Origin of the sequence: Rhodanobacter umsongensis (genome assembly GCF_042654965.1) — a bacterium.
GTDB lineage: Bacteria > Pseudomonadota > Gammaproteobacteria > Xanthomonadales > Rhodanobacteraceae > Rhodanobacter > Rhodanobacter umsongensis.
Genome location: NZ_JBHSMK010000009.1, coordinates 203,807 through 225,688, shown reverse-complemented (window position 1 = coordinate 225,688; position 21,882 = coordinate 203,807). Strand labels below are relative to the sequence as shown.

The window sequence follows — 21,882 nt, the reverse complement described above, 5'->3', positions numbered from 1 at the left end:
TTTCCCGATTGACGAATTACCGAGGAACAATTCATGAGCCACACATTGCAGGGTGAAATCGCGCTGGTTACCGGCGCCAGCCGCGGTATTGGTGCGGCGATTGCCGATGAGCTGGCAACGATGGGCGCCACCGTGATCGGCACGGCGACCAGCGAGAGCGGCGCGGCCGCCATCGGCGAGCGGCTGGCCGCGCACAGCGGCCATGGCCGCGTGCTGGATGTCACGGATGGGGCCGCCGTCGAAGCCCTGATCGACGGCATCGGCAAGGAGTTCGGCGCGATCTCGATCCTGGTCAACAACGCCGGCATCACCCGCGACCAGTTGCTTATGCGGATGCGTGAGGAAGACTGGAACATCATTCTCGACACCAACCTCAGCTCGGTCTATCGCACCTCCAAGGCGGTCATGCGCGGCATGATGAAGGCACGCAAGGGGCGCATCATATCGATCGCTTCAGTGATCGGCCTCACCGGCAACCCGGGCCAGGCCAACTACGCGGCGGCCAAGGCGGGCGTCATCGCCTTCTCCAAGTCGCTGGCACGCGAGATCGGCAGTCGCGGCATCACCGTCAACGTGGTGGCGCCGGGCTTCATCGACACGGACATGACCCGCTCGCTGCCGGAAGAGTCGAAACAGGCGCTGCTCGGTCAGATCGCGCTGGGGCGGCTTGGCGAGGTGTCCGATATCGCCAAGGCGGTCGGTTTCCTGGCTTCACCGGCGGCGGCATACATCACCGGCGAAACCCTGCATGTCAATGGCGGCATGTACATGCCGTAGGCGGTGCAGCGGCAGTTGTCGCCAGCGGACGCGTTTTAGGCGACAATTGCGTTTTCGCGCCGGTCCACCAGGGGCTGCGCCCGGGTATCACCGGCGGATCGTGGCGGCCTCGCGGTTTAGCCACTACAATGCGCCGGCCTTTTGCAGGCATTACGCCGGCACAGACAACTAATTACTCCTTGAGAGGTATGGGCAACATGAGCACCATCGAAGAGCGCGTAAAGAAAATCGTCATCGAGCAGTTGGGCGTGAAAGAGGATGAAGTCACGGCGAACGCTTCGTTCGTGGACGATCTGGGCGCAGATTCGCTGGACACAGTGGAACTGGTGATGGCGCTCGAGGAAGAGTTCGAGACGGAGATTCCGGACGAAGATGCCGAGAAGATCACCACCGTGCAGCAGGCCGTCGACTACATCAAGGCCCACTCCAAGGATTGACCGGGCTGGTGCGGGCCGATCGCAGGTTGATCGGCACGGCATCGACTGATCCGGCATGATTCGCCGCATACCGGACGGGCATCCAGCCACTGGCCAGTCCGTCGACGGAATGATTTCGAACGCTGCGCCTTTCCGGCGCAGTTTTCGTTTCTGCATTTTGTAACGTCCGACCCCGTATGGTGCGGTCGATGCCTGCCGTCACATCGGGATGCGCATCGATGGCCGGCATCGCGAAGCATTCGCCGATGGTTTGACGGAACCACGTAAGGAAGACAGCATGAGCAAGCGTCGAGTAGTAGTGACCGGCATGGGCATCATCTCGCCGGTCGGCAACGATATCGCCACCGCCTGGGAGCGTGTCCTCAAGGGCGTCAGCGGGATCGGTCCGGTCACCCATTTCGATACTTCCGCCTATTCCACGCGCATCGCCGGTCAGGTCAGCGGCTTCGATCCGGCCGAATGGATGCCGGTCAAGGACGTCAAGAAGATGGACCCGTTCATCCACTACGGCGTGGCAGCGGGTACCCAGGCGTTGCGGGATTCGGGACTGGAAGTGACCGAGGCAAACGCCCCGCGCATCGGCGTGGCGGTCGGCGCCGGCATCGGCGGTCTGTACACGATCGAAGCCACCACGCTGGAGCTGGCGGCGAAAGGCCCGCGCAGGGTTTCGCCGTTCTACGTGCCCAGCTCGATCATCAACATGGTTTCTGGCCAGCTGTCGATCATGTTCGGTCTGAAGGGACCGAATATCGCCTGCGTCACCGCCTGCACCACAGCCACCCACAACATCGGCCTGGCGATGCGCATGATCCAGTACGGCGATGCGGATGCGATGATCGCCGGGGGTACCGAGTTCGCCACCACCGGCACCGCGATGGCCGGCTTCTGCTCGGCCAAGGCGATGTCGACCCGCAACGACGACCCGGCCAGGGCCAGCCGTCCGTGGGACAAGGATCGCGACGGCTTCGTGCTGTCCGATGGTGCGGGCGTGCTGATGCTGGAAGAGTACGAGCATGCCAAGGCGCGCGGCGCCCGCATCTACGCCGAGCTGGCCGGCTTCGGCATGAGCGGCGATGCGTTTCACATGACCGCGCCCAGCGAGGGCGGCGAGGGCGCGGCGCGCTGCATGCAGAGCGCACTCAACGACGCCCAGCTTGCGCCTGCCGAGGTGCAGTACGTCAACGCGCATGGCACATCCACCCCGCTCGGCGACCTGGGCGAGGTGATGGCGGCGAAGAAGATCTTCGGCGATCACGCCTACAAGCTGGCAATGAGCTCGACCAAGTCGACCACCGGACACCTGCTGGGTGCGGCCGGCGGCGTCGAGGCCATCTTCACCATCCTCGCACTGCGCGATCAGGTGTTGCCACCAACGATCAACCTGGACGAGCCGAGCGAAGGCTGCGACCTGGACTTCGTGCCGCACACTGCACGCGAAGCAAAGGTCGATGTGGCGATTTCCAACTCGTTCGGCTTTGGCGGCACCAACGGCACGCTGGCATTCCGCCGCGTCTGAGTGTGACCTGCCATCGTCGTATTCTGGCCGGCCGGCGCGACTTGCTCGCGCCGGCCGCTTCCTTTCCGCAGCGCTATCCATGCCTGCTGGAAAGCATGGTGCGTGGCACCCCGCAATCGCGTTACGACATCCTGTTCGCATTTCCCGGGGAGCGCCTCACCCTGCACGCGGACGGCCGGCTTTGCGATGGTGCGGACAACGCACGCGCAGGCCGTTTCCTCGATGCGCTGGACGCAGCCTGGCAAGCCGAACGATTGCCGCCCGACGACGATGAGCTGCCGTTTCATGGCGGCTGGGTACTGCTGCTCGCCTACGAGCTGGCTGGCCAGGTCGAGCCGACCTTGAAGTTGCTTCCGCCATCCGTGCTGCCGGTTGCGCTGGCCCTGCGTTGTCCGGCGGCGGTGATCATCGACCACGTGCGTGACTGCACGATCCTGATGGCCGAAGCGGGCCATGAGGATCTGCTCGATGCGCTGGAGAGCGACCTCGCGGTCCCTCCCGCGCTACCGCCCTTGGCCGCACCGATCGCCTGGGAAGAGGATTCACCCCGGCGGTTCCTCGATGGCGTGACACGCATCCATGAGCATCTTTGCGCTGGCGATATCTTCCAGGTGAATCTGTCACGGGCATGGCGCGCGCGTTACGCCGAGCCACCCGTGCCGGCATCGCTGTACGCGGGGTTGCGCCTGGCCAACCCGGCCCCATTCGCCGGGCTGCTGCAGCAGCCGGACTGGGCCGTGCTCAGCTCATCGCCGGAGCGACTGATCGAAGTGCGCGGTGGCGTCGCCCAGACGCGACCCATCGCTGGCACGCGGCCGCGCCTGCCGGGCGACGACGAACCGGCGCGGATCCGCGAGCTGAGCGCGCATCCGAAGGAGCGCGCCGAGCATGTGATGCTGATCGACCTGGAGCGCAACGACCTCGGGCGCGTCTGCGTGCCGGGTACGGTTCAGGTCGATGAGCTGATGGCGGTGGAGAGTTACGCCCATGTTCACCACATTGTCTCCAATGTAAGGGGCCGCCTGCGTGTCGGGGTGACGCCCGGCGAAGTGATCGCCGCCACCTTTCCCGGCGGCACCATTACCGGTTGTCCCAAGGTGCGCTGCATGGAGATCATTGCGGCGCTGGAGGAAGCGCCACGGGGTGCCTATACCGGCGCGCTGGGTTATCTCGATCGCAACGGCGAGCTCGATTTGAACATCCTGATCCGCACCCTGACATTGGCCGGCAACGAGGTGAGCCTGCGCGCCGGTGCCGGCATCGTGGCCGATTCGGTGGCCACGAGCGAACTGGAGGAAACCCGCGCCAAGGCTCGTGGCCTGCTGCGCGCGCTGGGTGTGCCGGACTGATGTACGCGCGCATGCTGATCGATGGTGTGGCGGCGGACCACGTCTCGGCGCAGGATCGTGGCTTCGCCTACGGCGATGGCTTGTTCGAAAGCATCCGTCTGGTCGGTACGGCGGCACCGTTGTGGTCGCGCCACATGCAGCGGCTCACGGAAAGCTGCAAACGATTGTGGATACCGGTGCCTGATACGGATCAACTGGGGCGTGAGGTGCTGGCGGTCACACGCGACATGCCGCAGGCGGTGGTGCGCGTCACCGTCACCCGCGGCATCGGCGAGCGCGGTTACGCGTTGCCTGCGGCATCGCAACCGACGCGCGTCGTGGCTGCATTTCCACCGCCGCAGGCATCGGGCGACATCTACGCGCACGGCGTGCGCATGCGCGTATGCGATATTCGACTGGCCGAACAGCCGCTGCTTGCCGGCATGAAACACCTGAACCGGCTGGAGCAGGTGCTGGCCCGGGCCGAGTGGAACGATCCGGCGATCGCCGAGGGCGTACTGTGCGATAGCCATGGCCGGGTGATTTCGGCGACCATGGCCAATCTGTTTGCGGTCGTCGGCGGCGCGCTGCTGACGCCGGCGCTGGATCGTTGCGGTGTGGCAGGCGTGGCCCGCGCCGAAGTGCTGGCGGCATGTCCATGGACGCGGGTCGGTGAGCTGACGCTGGACGCGCTGCGGGACGCGAGCGAGGTTTTTCTCAGTTCGAGCGTGCGCGGCATCCTGCCGGTACGTTCACTGGATGAGCGGAATTATGTGGTGGGCGGGATCACCCACGAGTTGCAGCAGCATTGGCGCAATCTGGGATTTTCGATGGAGCAGGGCGGATGAGTGACAAACCGATGCGTCGGCGCGGGGGGGCACGTGCGCTGCTGCTGGTGGCATTGCTGGCGCTGGCCGCTGCGCTGGTCTATGGCTGGAACGACTTCAACCGCTTCAGTGGCGCACCACTGAATGTGACAGCACAGGGCGACAGCATCGACGTCAGCCGCGGCAGCAGTTTCAGGAGCATCGTCGGCGAACTGCACAGGCGCCATCTCACCGACGCCAACAGCTTGTACTGGCGGCTGCTGGCCGAGCAGATGCACGTGGCCGGCAAGCTGCACGCCGGCGAGTACGCGCTGAAAGTCGGCCTCACGCCGCGCCAGCTGCTCGCCGACATGGCCGCCGGCAAGGTGCTGCAGCGCAACTTCACCATCGTCGATGGGTGGACTTTCAGCGAGCTGCGCCAGGCCCTGGCCCGGGCGGAGAAGTTGAACCACGACAGCGCCGGCCTCGACGACGCGGCGATCATGCAGAAACTCGGTGCGCCCGGCGAGGCACCGGAAGGGCGTTTTCTACCCGAGACCTACGCCTACGTGAAAGGTGACAGTGATCTGGACATTCTCAAGCGCGCCCATGCCGCAATGGTCAGGACGCTCGCCGCGCTGTGGCCGACGCGCGCGGCGGATCTCCCGCTGGCCACGCCGTACGAGGCGCTGATCCTGGCCTCGATCGTGGAGAAGGAGACCGGTCGAGCGGATGAACGCGCACAGATCGCCGGCGTATTCATCCGGCGCCTGCAGAACCACATGTTGCTGCAGACCGATCCCAGCGTGATCTACGGCATGGGTGCGAGCTATGCCGGCAACATCCGCAAGGGCGATCTGACCGCCAACACACCGTACAACACCTATACCCGTCCGGGCCTGCCGCCGACACCGATCGCGCTGCCGGGCAAGCCGGCGCTGGAAGCGGCACTGCATCCGGCTGGCGGCAACGCGCTGTACTTCGTCGCACGAGGCGATGGCGGCCACGTGTTTGCCGCCGACCTGGCCGAACACAATCGCAATGTCGACTGCTACCAGCGGAAACACTGCCAATGAGCGCGGTGCGCGGAAAATTCATCAGCCTCGAAGGCGGCGAAGGCGCCGGCAAGAGCACCTTGCTGGCCGGCCTGCGCGACTGCATCCAGCAGCGCGGCATCGCGCTGGTGCAGACGCGCGAGCCCGGCGGCACTGCGGCGGGCGAAGCCGTGCGTGCCATCGTGCTTGATCCGGCCCAGCGTGGGCTGGCAGCCGAGACCGAATTGCTGCTCATGTTCGCCTCGCGCGCGCAACTGGTGCGCGAGGTGATCGAGCCGGCGCTGCGCGCCGGGCAATGGGTGTTATGCGATCGCTACGCCGACGCCAGCTATGCCTACCAGGGCGGCGGCCGTGGCCAACCCATGGAGCGCATCGCCGAACTGGAGCGCTGGGCTTGTGCCGGCGTGGTGCCCGACTTGACGCTGCTGCTCGACCTGCCGGTGGCGACCGGGCGCGCGCGCGCGGCGGGCCGCGGCGACGCCGACCGGATCGAGGCCGAAGCCGATGCATTCTTCGAGCGCGCGCGCGCGGTGTATCGCGAACGCGCCGTCGCCGAACCGGATCGTTTCCGGGTCATCGACGCCAGCCAGTCGCCGGCCGCGGTACTGCAGGCAGCTACGCTGGCGGTAGATGTATTGATCGGAGAATCGCCAGCATGACCTTAGTCCCGTGGCATGCCGAACACTGGGCGCGGCTGCAGGCGCGCCGCCAACGCGATGCGTTGCCGCACGCGTTGCTGCTGGTTGGAGCGGTGGGTTTGGGCAAGCGCGCATTCGCTCGACGCTTCGTGCTGGGCCTGTTGTGCAGCGAGCCTGTGGATGGCGATTCCTGCGGCCACTGCCGCAGCTGCCTGCTGTTTGCCGCAGGCACGCATCCCGATGTGATCTCCCTGACTTTTGGCGTGCGCAAGGACGGCGTGCAGCGCAGCGAGATCGTGGTCGATCAGATTCGCGAACTGTCGGCTCGATTGGCCATGAGCAGCCAGTTCGGCGGTTGGCAGGTGGCGACGATAGACCCGGCCGACGCGATGAATGCGGCCGCCGCCAACGCCTTGCTGAAAACGCTGGAGGAACCCGCCGCGCAAACGATGTTGATCCTGCTGGCCGATGCGCCCTGGCGCCTGCCGCAAACCATCCGCAGCCGCTGCCAGCGGATCGAGTTTCATTTGCCAGCCACCGCCGATGCACTGGCATGGCTGCAGGCCGGGCACGAGCCCGATCCGGCCGCCGCACTCGCCGCCGCCGGCGGCAACCCCGGCTTGGCCCAGGCATGGGCGCAGGCCGGCGCGCTCGACCGGCGGCTGGAAGTTCGCAAGGACCTGGCTGCGCTGGCGGCCGGTCGGGGCCAGCCGCTGGAAGTGGTCAAGCGATGGCTGGACAACGAGCCGGCGCAGCGACTGTGGTTCGCCGCCCAGGCGGTCGCCGACGAGGTCAAGGCCCGCTCGGCCCAGGGCGTCGGGCCGCTGGCCAGTGCCATGGATGTCGAGGCGCTCGGAGGCTGGTACAACGCCGTCAATCGCACCCGCGAAAGCTTGCGTGGGCCATTGCGCGGTGACCTTCTGCTGATCGAGTTGCTTGCGCAGTGGCACTGAACGGCAGCGCCGCGGGCTCGCCGGCGACGAGGCCCGGCGCGATGCCGGCGATTTCCGGGCAGACCCGTCTGTTGGTCGTGGCGCCGCACCCCGACGATGAAACCATTGCCACCGGCATGCTGATCCAGCAGGTTCGGGCGGCCGGTGGCGAGGTGGGGATCTTGCTGCTGACCTCGGGCGACAACAATCCCTGGCCACAACGCTGGCTGGAGCGGCGCGTCTGGATCGGTGCCGCCGACCGGCAGCGCTGGGGCCGCCGCCGTCACGGGGAGGTGCTGCAGGCGCTGCAGTGCCTCGGATTACCCATCGAGGCCCTGCAGTTTCTTGGTTGGCCCGACATGGGTGTTACCGATGTTCTGTTGCACTCGGGCGAGGCGGCGGTGGCGACCTTGGCGGGAGCGATCGATCGGTTTCGCCCGACCCTGGTCGCGCTGCCTGCGCTGGGGGATCGCCATCCCGATCACGGCTCGGCGCACGTGATCGTGCGGCTGGCCCTGGCCAGGCAGGCGAAGCCGCCACAGCAGCTGACTTACCTGGTGCACGGCCAGGCGCCGGCCAGCGGCGTCATCGAGATTTCGGGGACCCCCGAGCAGGCGGGCAGCAAGCATGCGGCCCTGGCGGCGCACCGCAGCCAGATGGCGTTGAGTGGCGCCCGCATGCGTCGCCTGGCGGCTCGACCCGAGCGTTATGTCGCCGACGCGGTCCCGTCGGAAGCAACGCCGGTGCTGCCGTGGAAGCCGCCGGCGTGGATGGAGCCATGGCTGCGGTTGAGTGTGGTCAGCGCGGCCGGAACGCTGAGCTGGCGCTGGCGCGAGGCTCCCCTCAAGCGCCACAGCGACGGTACGTGCCAACTGACTCTGCCGGTTGCGGCCGGCCCCCGTTTCGTCCGGCTGGCGTCGAGCCTGCCGGCGCTGTGGATATTCGACCATTGGGGCTGGTGCGAACTCTGAGCCGGCTCCCTGACGCTGCGCTATTGCATAGACCGGTTGACAGAGCTAGCTTCTGGCAGGGGGGATGATGCAGGCGCTGGCCCTCGGTGGCGCCATTCTTGGGACATCATCGAAACCGGTTGCGATCCAGTCCCGTGTTATCGAAGCAAGCTGCCGATGCCGCCTCGGCTGGTCAACTGAATGCAAAACCCGGATCTGAAACCGTTCGATATGCCTGCCGGGCTGGCGCCCACGTCCAGCGAGCATTTCTACGCCGCACTTTTCGACATAGGCCAGTTGCTGGTCCGCTCGCTCGATCCACCCGCGCTCTATGCGGGAGTGATCGAGGTTCTGGAACGCCGCATCGGGGCGCTGCAGGTGATGATCGGCGAGGTTGATCACGGCACCGGCTGGTTTCGGCGGATCGCTCCGGCCCATGTCGCCGCAGGCATGGAGGACATTTTTCCGGATGAGGTGCCGTTCTCGGTCGCCCGTCAGCCGTTCTGGGAGGGCATGCTGCAGCTTGAAAGCGACATCCGGCATGCGTCGGGCTTCGAGATGTGCCACCAAGCTTATGTGCGCCACGGCATCGCTTCGGCTGTTGCCGTACCGGTAATGGTGTTTGGCGAAGTGCGCGCAGGGCTGGTGATACGGTCGGCGCACGTCAGCTTCTTTTCGCCGCGGGTGATCGAGCTGCTGCAGCAGGCCGCGGCGAGCATGGGCCTGGGGCTGGAGGCACATGAGCAGCGCCGGCTGCTGCTGCAATCCGTGCGTGATGAAGCCTGCCAGCGACGCGCATTGCGCTTGCTCAGCGAGACGGTCAAGGTCGTCGCGCACAGCCCGGACGAACCCTCCTTGCTGAGCGGTGCCTGCCGCGTTGCGCGGCGCATCGGCGGCTATCAGTCCGCATGGCTCGCCCTGCTCGACAGCAGCGAAGGGCGGATGCTGCGGCTGGCCGCGCACGATGGGCCGACAGGCGGTTTCGGCGCCTGGCTCGGGCTCGATCTGTCCGATGCCGCAAATGCCGACCACCCGGCCGTCATGGCGATGGCGGCCGGGCTGCCCCAGCTCAGTCATCCATCGCCGGCGGCCCGGCCCGACTGGCCCATGGCCGATGATCTGCCATTGCCGCTCGCCTTGGTGGCGCTGCCGTTGGTGGTGGAAGGTACCGTGGTGGGTGTCTTTGTCATGGCGGCATCCGACGCGGATGCATTTGCGCCAACCGAGCTGCAGGTTTTTTCGGAGATGGCGATCGAGGTGGGGCTGGGAATCCAGATGCAGCGGGCAAAGGCCGCGCGTCTCGCCGCCGAGCAGGACCTGCGGATCAATCTGCAGCACTTTCGCACGGTCCTGTCGAATCAGTACGCGGGCATCCTGGTGATGTCCGAAGACGGCCGCGTCAGCTTCGTCAACGAGGCTTTCTGCCGCCTCTATGGCTTGGCCGAGACTCCGGCCGAACTGGAGAACATGGCCTCGGCGGCGATCTTCGAACGCGTGAAGGACGCCCTGCATGATCCGCAACGCGAATGGCAGCGGGTGCAGGACATCCTGGCCAGGAACGAGCCGGTCAAGGGCGATGAAGTTTCGCTCAGGGATGGCCGCACCTTCCTGCGCGATTTCACGCCGATCACCGTCGATGGCGCTTCGCAGGGCCGGCTGTGGCATCAGCGCGACATCACCGAACAGAAGATGCATGAGGCGAGGGTCGAGCGGCTGGCCTTCTACGACGTGGTCACCGGCTTGCCGAATCGGCGCCTGTTGTTCCAGTTGCTGGAGGAGTCGCGGACGCAGGTGATGCAACAGCGCTCCCTGATGGCCGTTGGCGTGCTCGACCTCGATCGCTTCAAGAGCGTCAACGACACGATCGGCCATGGTGGCGGCGACAGCGTGCTGCTGGAGGCCTCCACGCGAATTCTCGGCATGCTGCGCGAAGAGGACGTGCTGGCCCGCTTCGGCGGCGACGAGTTCGCCCTGGTGATCTCCGGCCTCGACAGCCGCGAACAGCTCGACGTCATCAGCCGCTGCATCCTGCAGGCTTTGCGGGCGCCGTTCCATGTAGTGGGCGAACAGCTGTACCTGTCCGCCAGCATCGGCTGGACCTTGTTCCCGCTGGACGAGTCCGATACGGAAGGCCTGATCCGGCATGCCGACCTGGCGATGTATGCGGCGAAGGAAGAGGGCAAGGACCGTGGCGCCCTGTACGAGCCGGCCATGGAACTGGAGCAGTTGCGCCTGCAGGCCATGCGCGAGCGGATCGCGCAGGCGTTGCAGCAGTCGCATCTGCAACTGCTGTTCCAGCCAATCGTGTACATCGACGGGTTGCCCGGCCTGCACGGCGTGGCCGGCATGGAGGCGCTGCTGCGCCTGGATGACACGGGCACCGGGCTGACCGAGCCGTCCGGTTTCATGCACGTGCTGGACGACCCCCAGCTGGCCCGGCCGATCGGCCGCTACGTGTTGAACGAGGCATTGAGGCGATGCCAGGGCTGGATGCGCGAAGGCGTTTCCATACCGGTCTCGATCAACATCAGCACGCGCCACCTGTTGCATCCGGCCTTCTTCACCGATATCGAGGCCGTGCTGGAAATGTATCCTGACGTGATGGACGTGGGCTTCGGCATCGAGGTGACCGAAACCGGCCCATCGATGGACCATGCCCGCGCCAAGGAGGTCATCGAGGAATGCCGTCGGCGCGGCATCCGGGTCGGGTTGGACGACTTCGGCACCGGCAGCGCCTCGCTCAGCCACATCCAGCAACTGGACATCGAGCACATCAAGCTCGATCAGAGTTTCGTGCGCGACATTCTCAGCGACGAACGCAACATGGCGATCGCGGCAGGCGTCATCACCACAGCGCGCATGCTGGCCAAGACGGTAATCGCCGAGGGCGTGGAGACCTCGGCGCAGGGCGACTTGCTGGCTTCGCTGGGATGCCACCAGTTGCAGGGGTTCTCGATCTCGCGGCCGATGCCTGCCGACGCGGTGCCGGGCTGGGTCGCCGGATGGGTTCCTCCCTCGTCGTGGGGGACGCTCGTCAACGAGCGGCAGTCGTTGTTGTCCGGGCAACCCGACGGCCGATAAGCGGTCGCGCAGTGGTGCGAGTGCGATGCAGCCATTAAGATCAGCCGAGGATCGGGCGCTTCGCGCGCTCGACAGGAGCCAGCATGAAACCCACGGTTGCCCGCCAGGGCATCATTTCACTGAAAATCAAGGACGCGGCCTCGCTGTACAACGCGTACATGCCGTTCCTGAAACACGGCGGACTGTTCGCGGCGACCGCGCAGCCGTACTCGCTCGGTGACGAAGTGGTGTTGCTGGTGACCCTCGCCGAAGAGACCGAGCGGTTGTCCGTGGTCGGCAAGGTGGTCTGGATCAGCCCGGTCGGCGCACAAGGCAATCGCACGGCCGGCATCGGCATTCATTTCAACGAATCAGGTGACGCCGAGGCTGCCCGCAGCCGGATCGAGAACATCCTCGCCGGCACACTGACCTCGGAGCGGGCCACCCAGACCATGTGAGTCCGCCGCGACGATGGTGACGGCGCTATTGCGCATCGCATCGGACGTCAAGGCTTGTTGTACCCATAGGCACTGATACAATGCCGCGGTTCGCGAGCTCGTTTCGCGAAATCTCGGGCGCTTGCGGTTTCCAACCGTCGAGCGTGGGCGAAACGCCCATGGCCTTGCGGCCTGCCGAATCGAAAGTCGCCGGACCGTGAGTTGCTGGATTCCCCGCGGTCACTGATGCGCCCCATGGCGCGGAGGTACGTTGCATCGTGCTTGCCGAATACTGGCCCGTTCTGTTGTTCATCGGCGTTGCCACCGGCCTCGGCCTGGTGTTGCTGGCAGTCGGCCTGCTGGCCGGCCCGCGTCGTCCCGAGGCGGAAAAACTTGCGCCCTACGAGTGCGGCTTCGAGGCATTCGAGGATGCCCGCATGCGCTTCGACGTGCGCTATTACCTGCTCGCCATCCTGTTCATCATCTTCGACCTGGAAATCGCTTTCCTGTTTCCGTGGGCGGTGGTGTTCCAGCAGATCGGCGTGATCGCGCTGGTCGAGATGGCGCTGTTCCTGCTGCTCCTCGTCATCGGCTTTGCCTACGTGTGGAAGAAGGGAGCACTCGAATGGGAGTGATGGATTCCGTCAGCCGGGTGATGCACAACCCGGAGCCGTTGAACCTGGTCGACGACATCCTGCTGCCGGCCGGCGACAATCCGGTGGTACAGCGCGGCTTCGCCACCACCAGCGTCGATGCGTTGATGAACTGGGCGCGTACCGGCTCGATGTGGCCGATGACGTTCGGCCTGGCCTGCTGCGCGGTGGAGATGATGCACGCCGGCATGTCGCGGCTGGACCTGGACCGCTACGGCGTGATCTTCCGGCCCAGCCCGCGCCAGTCCGACGTGATGATCGTGGCCGGCACCCTGGTCAACAAGATGGCCCCGGCGCTGCGCAAGGTTTACGACCAGATGCCCGAGCCGAAGTGGGTGATCTCGATGGGCAGTTGCGCCAACGGCGGTGGCTACTACCACTATTCCTATTCGGTGGTGCGCGGTTGCGATCGCATCGTGCCGGTGGACATCTACGTGCCGGGGTGCCCACCCACGGCCGAAGCGCTGATCCACGGCATCCTGCAGTTGCAGAAGAAAATCCGCCGCACCAGCACCATCGCGCGCTCTTGAACGGCATATTCCGAAGGCGCAGCCCATGACTGACATCCAAAAGACCTCGCTGGCCGGGCAGCTCGCTGCGCGATTCGGCGATACGCTGACCATCGCCACGCTGCGCAACGAGACCGTCGCCGAACTGGCCGCCGCCGATCTGATCGCCGTGGCCACGGCGCTGCGCGACGAGCCGGCGTTCCGCTTCAGCGAGCTGATCGACCTGTGCGGCGTCGACTACCTCGGCTACGGCCAGACCGAGTGGGATACCGAGACGGTCTCCGGCACCGGTTTCTCGCGCGGCGTGGAAGGCCAGGCACAGGGGCGTTTCGACTGGGCCGGACGCCCGCGCGGCAACGGCGAGAACCAGCCGCGCCGTTTCGCCGCGGTGATCCAGCTGCTCTCGATCGAGCACAACCGGCGCCTGCGCCTGCGCGTGTTCTGCGCCGACGACAGCCTGCCGGTGGTGCCGTCGCTGACCATGGTGTGGCCGGGCGTGAACTGGTTCGAGCGCGAGACGTTCGACCTCTACGGCATCATCTTCGACGGCCATCCCGACCTGCGCCGCATCCTCACCGACTACGGTTTCGTCGGCCATCCGTTCCGCAAGGACTTCCCGCTGATCGGCAACGTCGAGGTGCGCTACGACCCCGAGCAGAAGCGCGTGATCTATGAGCCGGTGTCGATCCAGCCGCGCGTGCTGGTGCCGCGCACCATCCGCGACGATGCCGACCTGGCGCAGGCCAAGGCCGAAGCCGCCGACCACTGGCGGGAGAATTGAGCATGCAGGAAATCCGCAACTACACGATGAACTTCGGCCCGCAGCATCCGGCCGCGCATGGCGTGCTGCGCCTGATCATGGAAATGGACGGCGAGACCATCGTCCGCGCCGATCCGCACGTGGGCCTGCTGCACCGTGGCACCGAGAAGCTGGCCGAGTCCAAGCCGTTCAACCAGTCGATCGGCTACATGGACCGGCTCGACTACGTGTCGATGATGTGCAACGAGCACGCCTACGTGCGCGCGATCGAGACCCTGCTGGGGATCGAGGCGCCGGAGCGGGCACAGTACATCCGCACCATGTTCGACGAGATCACGCGCATCCTGAACCACCTGATGTGGATCGGTTCGAACGCGCTCGACCTCGGCGCGATGGCGGTGATCCTGTATGCGTTCCGCGAGCGCGAGGAACTGATGGACGTCTACGAGGCGGTGTCGGGTGCGCGCATGCACGCCACGTACTACCGCCCGGGCGGTGTCTACCGCGACCTGCCGGCGCAGATGTCGCAGTACCGCGAGTCGCCATGGCACAAGGGCAAGGACCTGAAGCGCATCAACAGCTGGCGCGAAGGTTCGATGCTGGACTTCCTCGACGCGTTCACTGCGGACTTCCCGGCCAAGGTCGACGAGTACGAGGAACTGCTCACCAACAACCGCATCTGGAAGCAGCGCACCGTCGGCATCGGCGTGATCAGCCCCGAGCTGGCCCAGCAATGGGGCATGACCGGCGCGATGCTGCGCGGTTCCGGCGTCGAGTGGGACCTGCGCAAGAAGCAGCCATACGCGAAGTATGCCGAGATGGATTTCGACATTCCGGTGGGTGTCAACGGCGACTGCTACGACCGTTACCTGGTGCGTGTGGAAGAGATGCGCCAGTCGAACCGGATCATCCAGCAATGCGTGAAGTGGCTGCGGGCGAATCCGGGCCCGGTGATGGTGAAGAACTTCAAGGTCGCGCCGCCGTCACGGGTCGAGATGAAGGAGGACATGGAAGCCATGATCCATCACTTCAAGCTGTTCACCGAGGGCTACTGCGTGCCGGCGGGCGAAACCTACTGCGCGGTCGAGGCGCCGAAGGGCGAATTCGGCTGCTACCTGGTTTCCGACGGCGCCAACAAGCCATTCCGCGTGCATCTGCGCGCACCGGGCTTTGCCCACCTGTCGTCCATGGACACCATCGTGCGCGGCCACATGCTCGCCGACGTGGTGGCCATGATCGGTACCTATGACCTCGTGTTCGGCGAAGTCGATCGCTGAGCCCGGAGCAAACACACATGAAAGCCACCGGACATTTCGAGCAGGTCAGGAACGTCGACCCGCTCGCCGTACTCACCGAGCACACCCGCCGCCACATCGACGAATGGGTGGCCAAGTTTCCACCGGATCGCAAGCGCTCGGCGCTGATCCAGGCGCTGTTCGGCGCGCAGGAGCAGAACCATGGCTTCCTCACCGACGAACTGATCACCGCTGTCGCGAAATACCTGGACGTGCCCTCGATATGGGCGTACGAGGTGGCCAGCTTCTACTCGATGCTGGAGACCAAGCCGGTCGGCCGCAACAACGTGGCGATCTGCACCAACATCTCGTGCTGGCTCAATGGCGCCGAGGGTCTCGTACGCCACTGCGAGAAGAAGCTGGGCATCAAGCTCGGTGAAAGCACGCCGGACGGCCGCGTCTACCTGAAACGGGAAGAAGAGTGCATCGCCGCTTGCGTGTATGCGCCGGCGATGACGGTGAATGGCCATTATCACGAACATCTCACCACCGAGAAGCTCGACGCCATCCTCGACGGTCTGACCATCGACGGCCCGGCCGCGCATGGTCATGACGCAGAGGGGAGCCACTGATGGCCGTCGGACCCGCCCCGCAGGAACATCAGGTCGTCTACACCACGCTGCATTTCGACAAGCCGTGGGCGATGGACAGCTATGTGCAGATGGACGGCTACAAGGCGTGGCGAAAAATCCTCGCCGAGAAGCCCGACCCAGCCACGCTGATCGATGAGGTCAAGAGATCCAGCCTTCGCGGCCGTGGTGGCGCGGGGTTCCCGACCGGGCTGAAATGGTCGTTCATGCCCAAAGGCACGATGCAGAAGTACATCCTCTGCAATTCGGATGAATCGGAGCCAGGCACCGCGAAGGATCGCGATATTCTTCGCTACAACCCGCATGCGGTCATCGAAGGCCTGGCTATCGCGTGCTATTGCACCGGCTCCACCGTCGCCTACAACTATCTGCGTGGTGAGTTCCACCACGAGCCGTTCGAACACCTGGAAGAGGCATTGAAGGAAGCCTATGCGGCCGGCCTGCTGGGCAAGAACGTGCAGGGCAGCGGTATCGATGTGGACATCTACAACGCGCTGGGCGCCGGTGCCTACATCTGTGGCGAGGAAACCGCGCTGATGGAGTCGCTGGAGGGCAAGAAGGGCATGCCGCGCTTCAAGCCGCCATTCCCGGCGAACTTCGGCCTGTACGGCAAGCCCACTACGATCAACAACACCGAAACTTACGCCTCGGTGCCAGCGATCCTGCGCAACGGCGCGGACTGGTTCCTCAACCTCGGCAAGCCGAACAACGGCGGTCCGAAGATCTTTTCGGTTTCTGGCCACGTCAACAAGCCGGGCAATTTCGAGATACGTCTGGGTACCCCGTTCAAGGACCTGCTGGAGATGGCTGGCGGCGTGCGCAACGGTCACCGGCTCAAGGCGGTGATCCCAGGTGGCTCCTCGATGAAGGTGCTGCCGGCTGACGTCATGCTCGACAGTACGATGGACTACGACTGCCTGCAGAAGGCTGGCTCGGGCCTCGGTTCAGGTGCGGTCATCGTGATGGATGAAACCACCTGCATGGTCAGGGTCTGCCATCGCATCGCACGCTTCTATATGGTCGAATCCTGCGGCCAGTGCACGCCGTGCCGCGAAGGCACCGGCTGGATGTACCGCGTGCTGTCGCGCATCGTCGAGGGCCATGGCACCGACGAGGATCTGCATCGCCTGAAGGCAATTGCGGGTCAGATCGAGGGACACACCATCTGCGCGTTCGGCGAGGCTGCGGCCTGGCCCGTACAGGGTTTCCTGGCGCGCTTCTGGGACGAATTCGAATACTTCGTGAAACACGGCCGCTCGATGGTCGATGAGCCCCTGGCCGAATCCAACCCGGGAGTTGCCGCATGAGTGCGCAGCCCAGCAATACCGCCGCACCCGACCTGATCAGCATCGAGGTCGACGGCAAGCCCACGCAGATCCGCAAGGGCGCGATGATCATCGAGGCGGCGGACGCGATTGGCGTAGCCATCCCACGCTTCTGCTATCACCGCAAACTGCCGATCGCCGCCAACTGCCGCATGTGTCTGGTCGACGTGGAAATGGGCGGCAAGCTCATGCCCAAGCCGCAGCCGGCCTGCGCCACGCCGGTGGCCGAGGGCATGAAGGTGATGACGCGCTCGGACAAGGCGCTGAAGTTCCAGAAAGACGTAATGGAATTCCTGCTGATCAACCATCCGCTCGACTGCCCGATCTGCGATCAGGGCGGGGAGTGCGAATTGCAGGATGTGGCGCTGGGCTACGGCCGCAGCGTATCGCGCTATACCGAGCGCAAGCGCACCGTCGCCGACGAGAATATCGGGCCGCTGGTCGCCACCGAGATGACCCGCTGCATCCAGTGCACGCGGTGCGTGCGCTTCACCAGCGAGATTGCCGGCACCTACGAACTGGGCGGCATGAATCGTGGGGAGAACCTGCAGATCGGCACCTACATCGGCAAGACGGTGGAGACCGAGCTGTCCGGCAACATCATCGATGTCTGCCCGGTCGGCGCGCTCACCAACAAGCCATTCCAGTTCAAGGCCCGTGCGTGGGAACTGATCGCCAGACCGTCGATCGGGTATCACGACGCGCTCGGCTCCAACCTGTGGCTGCATACGCGCCGGGGCGAAGTGTTGCGCACGGTGCCACGCGACAACGAAGCGATCAACGAATGCTGGCTGTCCGATCGGGATCGCTACAGCCACCAGGGTCTTTACGCGACTGACCGCATCCATGCACCGGAAGTGAAGCGCAACGGCCAGTGGCAGGTGACCACTTGGGAAGATGCACTGCAGTTTGCCGGTGAAGCGCTGAGGAAGGGGCCGGGCAGCGAGCTGGGCATCCTGGTGCATCCGGCCAGCTCGAACGAGGAGGGCGACCTGCTGATGCGTCTGGCCCGTGGTCTGGGCAGCGCACACGTCGATCATCGTCTTCGTCAACTCGACTTTGCCGACAACGCCGTGGCCGGCAATTTCGCGCTGCCGGTCACCGGGGTGGCGCAGGTGAAGGCCGCGTTGCTGGTCGGCTCCGATCTGCGGCACGAGATGCCATTGCTCAACCATCGCCTGCATCAGGCGGTGAAGCAGGGCGCGAAGGTCTATGCGGTCAATCCGGCCAGCTTCGATTTCAATTACAGCTTGGCCGGCCAGTCGATCGTTGCGCCGCACGCGCTGGTCGATGCACTGCTGGCGCTGGCCAAGGCGGCGGTAGCCGCCGGCGCAGCGGCACCGGCGACGCTGTCCGATGCGATCAACGCCGTGCCGAGCGATCAGGGCGACAGCGACGCGATCGCTGCGATGAAATCGGGTAGCTCCGTGGTGATTCTGGGCGAAGCTGCGGTCACCCATCCGCATGCCTCGTGGTTGCGCGCCATCGCGCGGTTCATCGCCGATGCCACCGGTGCCGGCTACAACGAGCTGCCGGTGGGCGCGAATGCGATCGGCCTGGGCAAGCTTGGCGTGCTGCCAGGCAACGGCGGGCTGGACGCGCAGGCGATGCTGGCGCAGCCGCGCAAGAGTTACCTCCTGTATGGCGTGGAGCCGCCGCATGACTTCGCCGATGGCGGCGCCGCGCTGAAAGCCTTGCGCGCCGCGGAGCAGGTAGTGGCGTTCAGCGCCTACGCCAGCCCTGCGCTGCGCGAAGTAGCAGGCGTGATCCTGCCGATCGCGTTGCTGCCCGAGATGGATGCCACCCTGGTCAACGTCGATGGTCTGGCGCAGGGGCTGTCCGCCGGGGCCACGGCGCCCGGCCAGGCACGTCCCGGCTGGAGGGTGCTGCGTGCGCTGGGCGGCGCTCTGCAGCTGGCCGGCTTCGAGTTCGACGACCTTGCCGGCTTGCGCGATGGGATCGGCGAACGCGCTGCGGTACCACGCAGCGGCCTGGCCACTCGCACGGCTGCCGACGGCCTGAGCCGCCTTGCCACCTGGCCGATCTATCGGGGCGACGCCGTGCTGCGCCGTGCCACCGCGCTGAATGCGCATCCGCTCAATCGTGCGCCTGCCGTCCGCCTGAATGCAGCTGAGGCACAGCGGCTTGGTCTCGTCGGTGGCGCGCAGGTGCGTATCGGCGAGGTGGCTTTGCCGCTGCTGATCGATGCGGCCGTGCCCGACGGCGCGGCGTGGATCGAGGCCGCCCAGGATCTCACTGCCACGCTGCCGCCGTACGGCGCGGCCATCACCTTGAGCAGGGCATAAGCATCATGGCGGATCAACTTATCAACCAGCTGGTATGGCCAATCGTTTACATACTGTGCATCACGGTCCCGCTGATCATCGCGGTGGCGATGTTCGTGTACTGGGAGCGCAAGGTCATCGGCTGGATGCACGTGCGCCTGGGGCCAAGCAAGATCGGTCCGTTCGGCCTGCTGCAAGCCTTTGCCGACGTGGTGAAGCTGCTGATCAAGGAAGTGATCCTGCCGACCAAGGCGAACCGCTTCCTGTACTTCACGGCGCCGTTGCTGGCGTTGATCCCCGCGCTGGCGGCGTGGGCGGTGATTCCGTTCAGCAGCAAGATGGTGCTGTCGAACGCCAACGCGGGCGTGCTGTATCTGCTGGCGATGACCTCGCTCGGGGTGTACGGCATCATCATCGCGGGCTGGGCTTCCAATTCGCGCTATGCACTGCTCGGCGCGATGCGTTCGGCGGCGCAGGTGATCTCCTACGAACTGGCGATGGGCCTGTGTCTGGTCTGCGTGCTGGTACTGGCGGGCAGCCTGAATCTCACCGACATCGTCAACGCGCAGGCCGGCGGCAAGGGTCTGTTCGACTGGTTCTGGCTGCCGCTGTTGCCGGTTTTCATCATCTATTTCATCTCCGGCGTGGCCGAAACCAATCGCGCACCGTTCGACGTGGCCGAGGGCGAGTCGGAAATCGTCGCCGGTTTCCACGTGGAATATTCCGGCTCGGCCTTCGCGATCTTCTTCCTGGCTGAGTACGCCAACATGATCCTGGTCAGCTTCCTGTCCTCGATCCTGTTCCTCGGCGGCTGGCTCAGCCCGCTGCAAGGCTGGATCCATGCCGACGCACCGGCCTGGATCAACTGGATATGGACTGGCAGCTGGGTCTGGCTGTTCATCAAGGCGTTCGTGATGAGCTTCCTGTTCTTGTGGTTCCGCGCCACGTTCCCGCGCTACCGCTATGACCAGATCATGCGGCTGGGCTGGAAGGTGCTTATCCCGATCGCCATCGTCTGGGTCATGGTTGCCGGCTGCATGAAGTTCTTCGGCTGGGTCAGTATCGGCGTGGGGGCATAACCAATGAATCGCATTACCGGTTATTTCAAGAGTCTGCTGCTGATCGAGCTGTTCCAGGGCATGGGCCTGACCATGGGCTACATGTTCAAGCCGAAGTACACCGTGCGCTATCCGATGGAGCACATCCCGAAGTCGAACCGCTTCCGCGGCCTGCACGCGCTGCGCCGCTATGCAAACGGTGAAGAACGCTGCATCGCGTGCAAGCTGTGCGAAGCGGTGTGCCCGGCGTTGGCGATCACCATCGACTCGGCGCCGCGCGAGAGCGACGGACAACGCCGTACCACGCGCTACGACATCGACCTGTTCAAGTGCATCTTCTGCGGTTTCTGCGAGGAGAGCTGCCCGGTCGATTCGATCGTCGAAACCTCGATCCACGAATACCACTTCGAACACCGTGGCGAGAATGTGGTGAACAAGCAGCAGTTGCTTGCCATCGGTGATCGTTTCGAGCAGCAGATCGCCGCCGACCGTGCACAAGACGCGGCGTATCGCTGAGGCCAACGATGAATCCCCAACTGTTCCAACTCATCTGTTTCTACGCGTTCGGCTTCGTCACGGTGGCCGCCGCGCTGTCGGTGATCATGCTGAAGAACACGGTGCATGCGGTGCTGGCGTTGGTGCTCACCTTCTTCAGCGCAGCGTGCCTGTGGATGCTGATCGATGCCGAGTTCCTGGCGCTGGCGCTGATCGTGGTCTATGTCGGCGCGGTAATGGTCCTGTTCCTGTTCGTGGTGATGATGCTCGACATCGATCAGGAAAAGATGCGCGAGGGCTTCGTGAGGTTCCTGCCCGTCGGCCTGATCGTGGCCGTGGTGATGCTGGTGGAAATGCTCGGTCTGATCGGCGTGCGCGCCATGCATGCGCAGGTCATGGGCGCCAATCCGGCCACCGCCGCCGGCATGTCCAACACGGCGTGGCTGGGTCAGGCGCTATATACGAGATTCCTGCTGCCGTTCGAGATTGCCGCGCTGATCCTTACCGTGGGCGTGGTGGCGGCCGTGGCGTTGACCTTGCGCGAGCGGCGCGACGCGCGTTACGAGTCGGCCAGCCAGCAGGTCAAGGTCGATCCGCGCGATCGCATCCGCATCGTGAAGATGGACGCCGTGCGTCCGCACGAACCGACCGATTCACAGGAGTCCACGCCATGATCACGCTGGCGCATTACATCGTGTTGGGCGCGGTGCTGTTCTGCATCGCCGTCGCCGGGCTGTTCATCAATCGCAAGAACGTGATCGTGCTGCTGATGTCGATCGAGCTGATGCTGCTCGCCGTGAACATGAACTTCGTGGCGTTCTCGCGGTTTCTCGGCGACGTGTCCGGGCAGGTGTTCGTGTTCTTCATTCTCACCGTAGCCGCGGCGGAAGCCGCCATCGGCCTGGCGATCCTCGTGCTGCTGTTCCGCAATCGCAGCACGATCAATATCGCCGACATCGACAGCATGAAGGGTTGA

General features: G+C 65.0%; 22 protein-coding genes. All 22 read left to right on the top strand.

The features are described 5' to 3' along the window. Nucleotides 1-33: 33 nt before the first annotated feature. The 22 genes from fabG to nuoK all read left to right on the top strand — a co-directional run bounded on the left by fabG (nt 34) and on the right by nuoK (nt 21,882). Nucleotides 34-777 carry a 3-oxoacyl-ACP reductase FabG gene (gene fabG / locus ACFPME_RS13660; protein ID WP_377306207.1) on the top strand — a complete coding sequence of 248 codons (744 nt, stop codon included), beginning with the start codon at nt 34-36 and terminating at the stop codon, nt 775-777. 197 nt (nt 778-974) lie between these two features. Beyond that, on the top strand, nt 975-1,214 hold the full coding sequence (acpP, locus tag ACFPME_RS13655) for an acyl carrier protein (RefSeq protein WP_007805185.1): 240 nt from the start codon (nt 975-977) through the stop codon (nt 1,212-1,214). Between the two features lie 277 nt (nt 1,215-1,491). Continuing rightward, the gene (gene fabF / locus ACFPME_RS13650; protein WP_377306206.1) at nt 1,492-2,730 is read left to right on the top strand and encodes a beta-ketoacyl-ACP synthase II; all 1,239 of its coding nucleotides are present in this window, start codon (nt 1,492-1,494) and stop codon (nt 2,728-2,730) included. A 2-nt stretch (nt 2,731-2,732) separates the two neighbouring features. Beyond that, nucleotides 2,733-4,079: an aminodeoxychorismate synthase component I gene (locus tag ACFPME_RS13645; RefSeq protein WP_377306205.1), complete on the top strand. Its 1,347-nt coding sequence runs from the start codon at nt 2,733-2,735 to the stop codon at nt 4,077-4,079. Continuing rightward, nucleotides 4,079-4,906 (top strand): aminodeoxychorismate lyase, encoded by an 828-nt coding sequence (gene pabC, locus ACFPME_RS13640; protein ID WP_377306204.1) that lies wholly within the window; start codon nt 4,079-4,081, stop codon nt 4,904-4,906. Before ACFPME_RS13645 ends, pabC begins: the two co-directional genes overlap by 1 nt. Further along, the gene (mltG, locus tag ACFPME_RS13635; protein ID WP_377306203.1) at nt 4,903-5,940 is read left to right on the top strand and encodes an endolytic transglycosylase MltG; all 1,038 of its coding nucleotides are present in this window, start codon (nt 4,903-4,905) and stop codon (nt 5,938-5,940) included. Before pabC ends, mltG begins: the two co-directional genes overlap by 4 nt. Continuing rightward, a complete protein-coding gene (gene tmk, locus ACFPME_RS13630; protein ID WP_377306202.1) occupies nt 5,937-6,578 on the top strand; it encodes a dTMP kinase in 642 nt (213 codons plus the stop codon). The genes mltG and tmk overlap by 4 nt, the downstream gene beginning before the upstream one ends. Then, nucleotides 6,575-7,510, top strand: a complete 936-nt coding sequence (gene holB, locus ACFPME_RS13625) for a DNA polymerase III subunit delta' (protein ID WP_377306201.1) — start codon at nt 6,575-6,577, stop codon at nt 7,508-7,510. The genes tmk and holB overlap by 4 nt, the downstream gene beginning before the upstream one ends. Then, nucleotides 7,501-8,460, top strand: coding sequence for a PIG-L deacetylase family protein (locus tag ACFPME_RS13620; RefSeq protein WP_377306200.1), 960 nt, complete (start codon nt 7,501-7,503; stop codon nt 8,458-8,460). Before holB ends, ACFPME_RS13620 begins: the two co-directional genes overlap by 10 nt. 180 nt (nt 8,461-8,640) lie before the next feature. Next, nucleotides 8,641-11,520, top strand: a complete 2,880-nt coding sequence (locus ACFPME_RS13615) for a bifunctional diguanylate cyclase/phosphodiesterase (protein WP_377306199.1) — start codon at nt 8,641-8,643, stop codon at nt 11,518-11,520. A gap of 83 nt (nt 11,521-11,603) precedes the next feature. Next, on the top strand, nt 11,604-11,957 hold the full coding sequence (locus ACFPME_RS13610; RefSeq protein WP_377306198.1) for a PilZ domain-containing protein: 354 nt from the start codon (nt 11,604-11,606) through the stop codon (nt 11,955-11,957). A 257-nt stretch (nt 11,958-12,214) separates the two neighbouring features. Next, nucleotides 12,215-12,571 carry an NADH-quinone oxidoreductase subunit A gene (gene ndhC / locus ACFPME_RS13605; RefSeq protein WP_377306197.1) on the top strand — a complete coding sequence of 119 codons (357 nt, stop codon included), beginning with the start codon at nt 12,215-12,217 and terminating at the stop codon, nt 12,569-12,571. Then, on the top strand, nt 12,562-13,119 hold the full coding sequence (locus ACFPME_RS13600; protein ID WP_377306196.1) for a NuoB/complex I 20 kDa subunit family protein: 558 nt from the start codon (nt 12,562-12,564) through the stop codon (nt 13,117-13,119). Before ndhC ends, ACFPME_RS13600 begins: the two co-directional genes overlap by 10 nt. 25 nt (nt 13,120-13,144) lie before the next feature. After that, nucleotides 13,145-13,879, top strand: a complete 735-nt coding sequence (locus tag ACFPME_RS13595; protein ID WP_377306195.1) for an NADH-quinone oxidoreductase subunit C — start codon at nt 13,145-13,147, stop codon at nt 13,877-13,879. Between the two features lie 2 nt (nt 13,880-13,881). Beyond that, the gene (locus ACFPME_RS13590; RefSeq protein WP_377306194.1) at nt 13,882-15,135 is read left to right on the top strand and encodes an NADH-quinone oxidoreductase subunit D; all 1,254 of its coding nucleotides are present in this window, start codon (nt 13,882-13,884) and stop codon (nt 15,133-15,135) included. Between the two features lie 17 nt (nt 15,136-15,152). Continuing rightward, nucleotides 15,153-15,725: an NADH-quinone oxidoreductase subunit NuoE gene (gene nuoE, locus ACFPME_RS13585; RefSeq protein ID WP_377306193.1), complete on the top strand. Its 573-nt coding sequence runs from the start codon at nt 15,153-15,155 to the stop codon at nt 15,723-15,725. Next, entirely contained in the window at nt 15,725-17,050 is a 1,326-nt protein-coding gene (gene nuoF / locus ACFPME_RS13580) for an NADH-quinone oxidoreductase subunit NuoF (RefSeq protein ID WP_377306191.1), read from the top strand. The genes nuoE and nuoF overlap by 1 nt, the downstream gene beginning before the upstream one ends. After that, nucleotides 17,047-19,374 carry an NADH-quinone oxidoreductase subunit NuoG gene (nuoG, locus tag ACFPME_RS13575; RefSeq protein ID WP_377306189.1) on the top strand — a complete coding sequence of 776 codons (2,328 nt, stop codon included), beginning with the start codon at nt 17,047-17,049 and terminating at the stop codon, nt 19,372-19,374. Before nuoF ends, nuoG begins: the two co-directional genes overlap by 4 nt. Nucleotides 19,375-19,379: 5 nt before the next feature. After that, the gene (gene nuoH, locus ACFPME_RS13570; protein ID WP_377306188.1) at nt 19,380-20,432 is read left to right on the top strand and encodes an NADH-quinone oxidoreductase subunit NuoH; all 1,053 of its coding nucleotides are present in this window, start codon (nt 19,380-19,382) and stop codon (nt 20,430-20,432) included. A 3-nt stretch (nt 20,433-20,435) separates the two neighbouring features. Then, entirely contained in the window at nt 20,436-20,927 is a 492-nt protein-coding gene (gene nuoI / locus ACFPME_RS13565) for an NADH-quinone oxidoreductase subunit NuoI (RefSeq protein WP_377306187.1), read from the top strand. Nucleotides 20,928-20,935: 8 nt separating this feature from the next. Next, nucleotides 20,936-21,580 carry an NADH-quinone oxidoreductase subunit J gene (locus ACFPME_RS13560; protein ID WP_377306185.1) on the top strand — a complete coding sequence of 215 codons (645 nt, stop codon included), beginning with the start codon at nt 20,936-20,938 and terminating at the stop codon, nt 21,578-21,580. Next, nucleotides 21,577-21,882, top strand: a complete 306-nt coding sequence (gene nuoK, locus ACFPME_RS13555; protein WP_077513500.1) for an NADH-quinone oxidoreductase subunit NuoK — start codon at nt 21,577-21,579, stop codon at nt 21,880-21,882. Before ACFPME_RS13560 ends, nuoK begins: the two co-directional genes overlap by 4 nt.

Coding starts and splice junctions, on each gene's coding strand:
- fabG (WP_377306207.1), top strand. CDS start 34: ATGAGCCACACATTGCAGGGTGAAATCGCGCTGGTTACCGGCGCCAGC.
- acpP (WP_007805185.1), top strand. CDS start 975: ATGAGCACCATCGAAGAGCGCGTAAAGAAAATCGTCATCGAGCAGTTG.
- fabF (WP_377306206.1), top strand. CDS start 1,492: ATGAGCAAGCGTCGAGTAGTAGTGACCGGCATGGGCATCATCTCGCCG.
- pabC (WP_377306204.1), top strand. CDS start 4,079: ATGTACGCGCGCATGCTGATCGATGGTGTGGCGGCGGACCACGTCTCG.
- mltG (WP_377306203.1), top strand. CDS start 4,903: ATGAGTGACAAACCGATGCGTCGGCGCGGGGGGGCACGTGCGCTGCTG.
- tmk (WP_377306202.1), top strand. CDS start 5,937: ATGAGCGCGGTGCGCGGAAAATTCATCAGCCTCGAAGGCGGCGAAGGC.
- holB (WP_377306201.1), top strand. CDS start 6,575: ATGACCTTAGTCCCGTGGCATGCCGAACACTGGGCGCGGCTGCAGGCG.
- ACFPME_RS13615 (WP_377306199.1), top strand. CDS start 8,641: ATGCAAAACCCGGATCTGAAACCGTTCGATATGCCTGCCGGGCTGGCG.
- ACFPME_RS13610 (WP_377306198.1), top strand. CDS start 11,604: ATGAAACCCACGGTTGCCCGCCAGGGCATCATTTCACTGAAAATCAAG.
- ACFPME_RS13600 (WP_377306196.1), top strand. CDS start 12,562: ATGGGAGTGATGGATTCCGTCAGCCGGGTGATGCACAACCCGGAGCCG.
- ACFPME_RS13595 (WP_377306195.1), top strand. CDS start 13,145: ATGACTGACATCCAAAAGACCTCGCTGGCCGGGCAGCTCGCTGCGCGA.
- ACFPME_RS13590 (WP_377306194.1), top strand. CDS start 13,882: ATGCAGGAAATCCGCAACTACACGATGAACTTCGGCCCGCAGCATCCG.
- nuoE (WP_377306193.1), top strand. CDS start 15,153: ATGAAAGCCACCGGACATTTCGAGCAGGTCAGGAACGTCGACCCGCTC.
- nuoF (WP_377306191.1), top strand. CDS start 15,725: ATGGCCGTCGGACCCGCCCCGCAGGAACATCAGGTCGTCTACACCACG.
- nuoG (WP_377306189.1), top strand. CDS start 17,047: ATGAGTGCGCAGCCCAGCAATACCGCCGCACCCGACCTGATCAGCATC.
- nuoH (WP_377306188.1), top strand. CDS start 19,380: ATGGCGGATCAACTTATCAACCAGCTGGTATGGCCAATCGTTTACATA.
- nuoI (WP_377306187.1), top strand. CDS start 20,436: ATGAATCGCATTACCGGTTATTTCAAGAGTCTGCTGCTGATCGAGCTG.
- ACFPME_RS13560 (WP_377306185.1), top strand. CDS start 20,936: ATGAATCCCCAACTGTTCCAACTCATCTGTTTCTACGCGTTCGGCTTC.
- nuoK (WP_077513500.1), top strand. CDS start 21,577: ATGATCACGCTGGCGCATTACATCGTGTTGGGCGCGGTGCTGTTCTGC.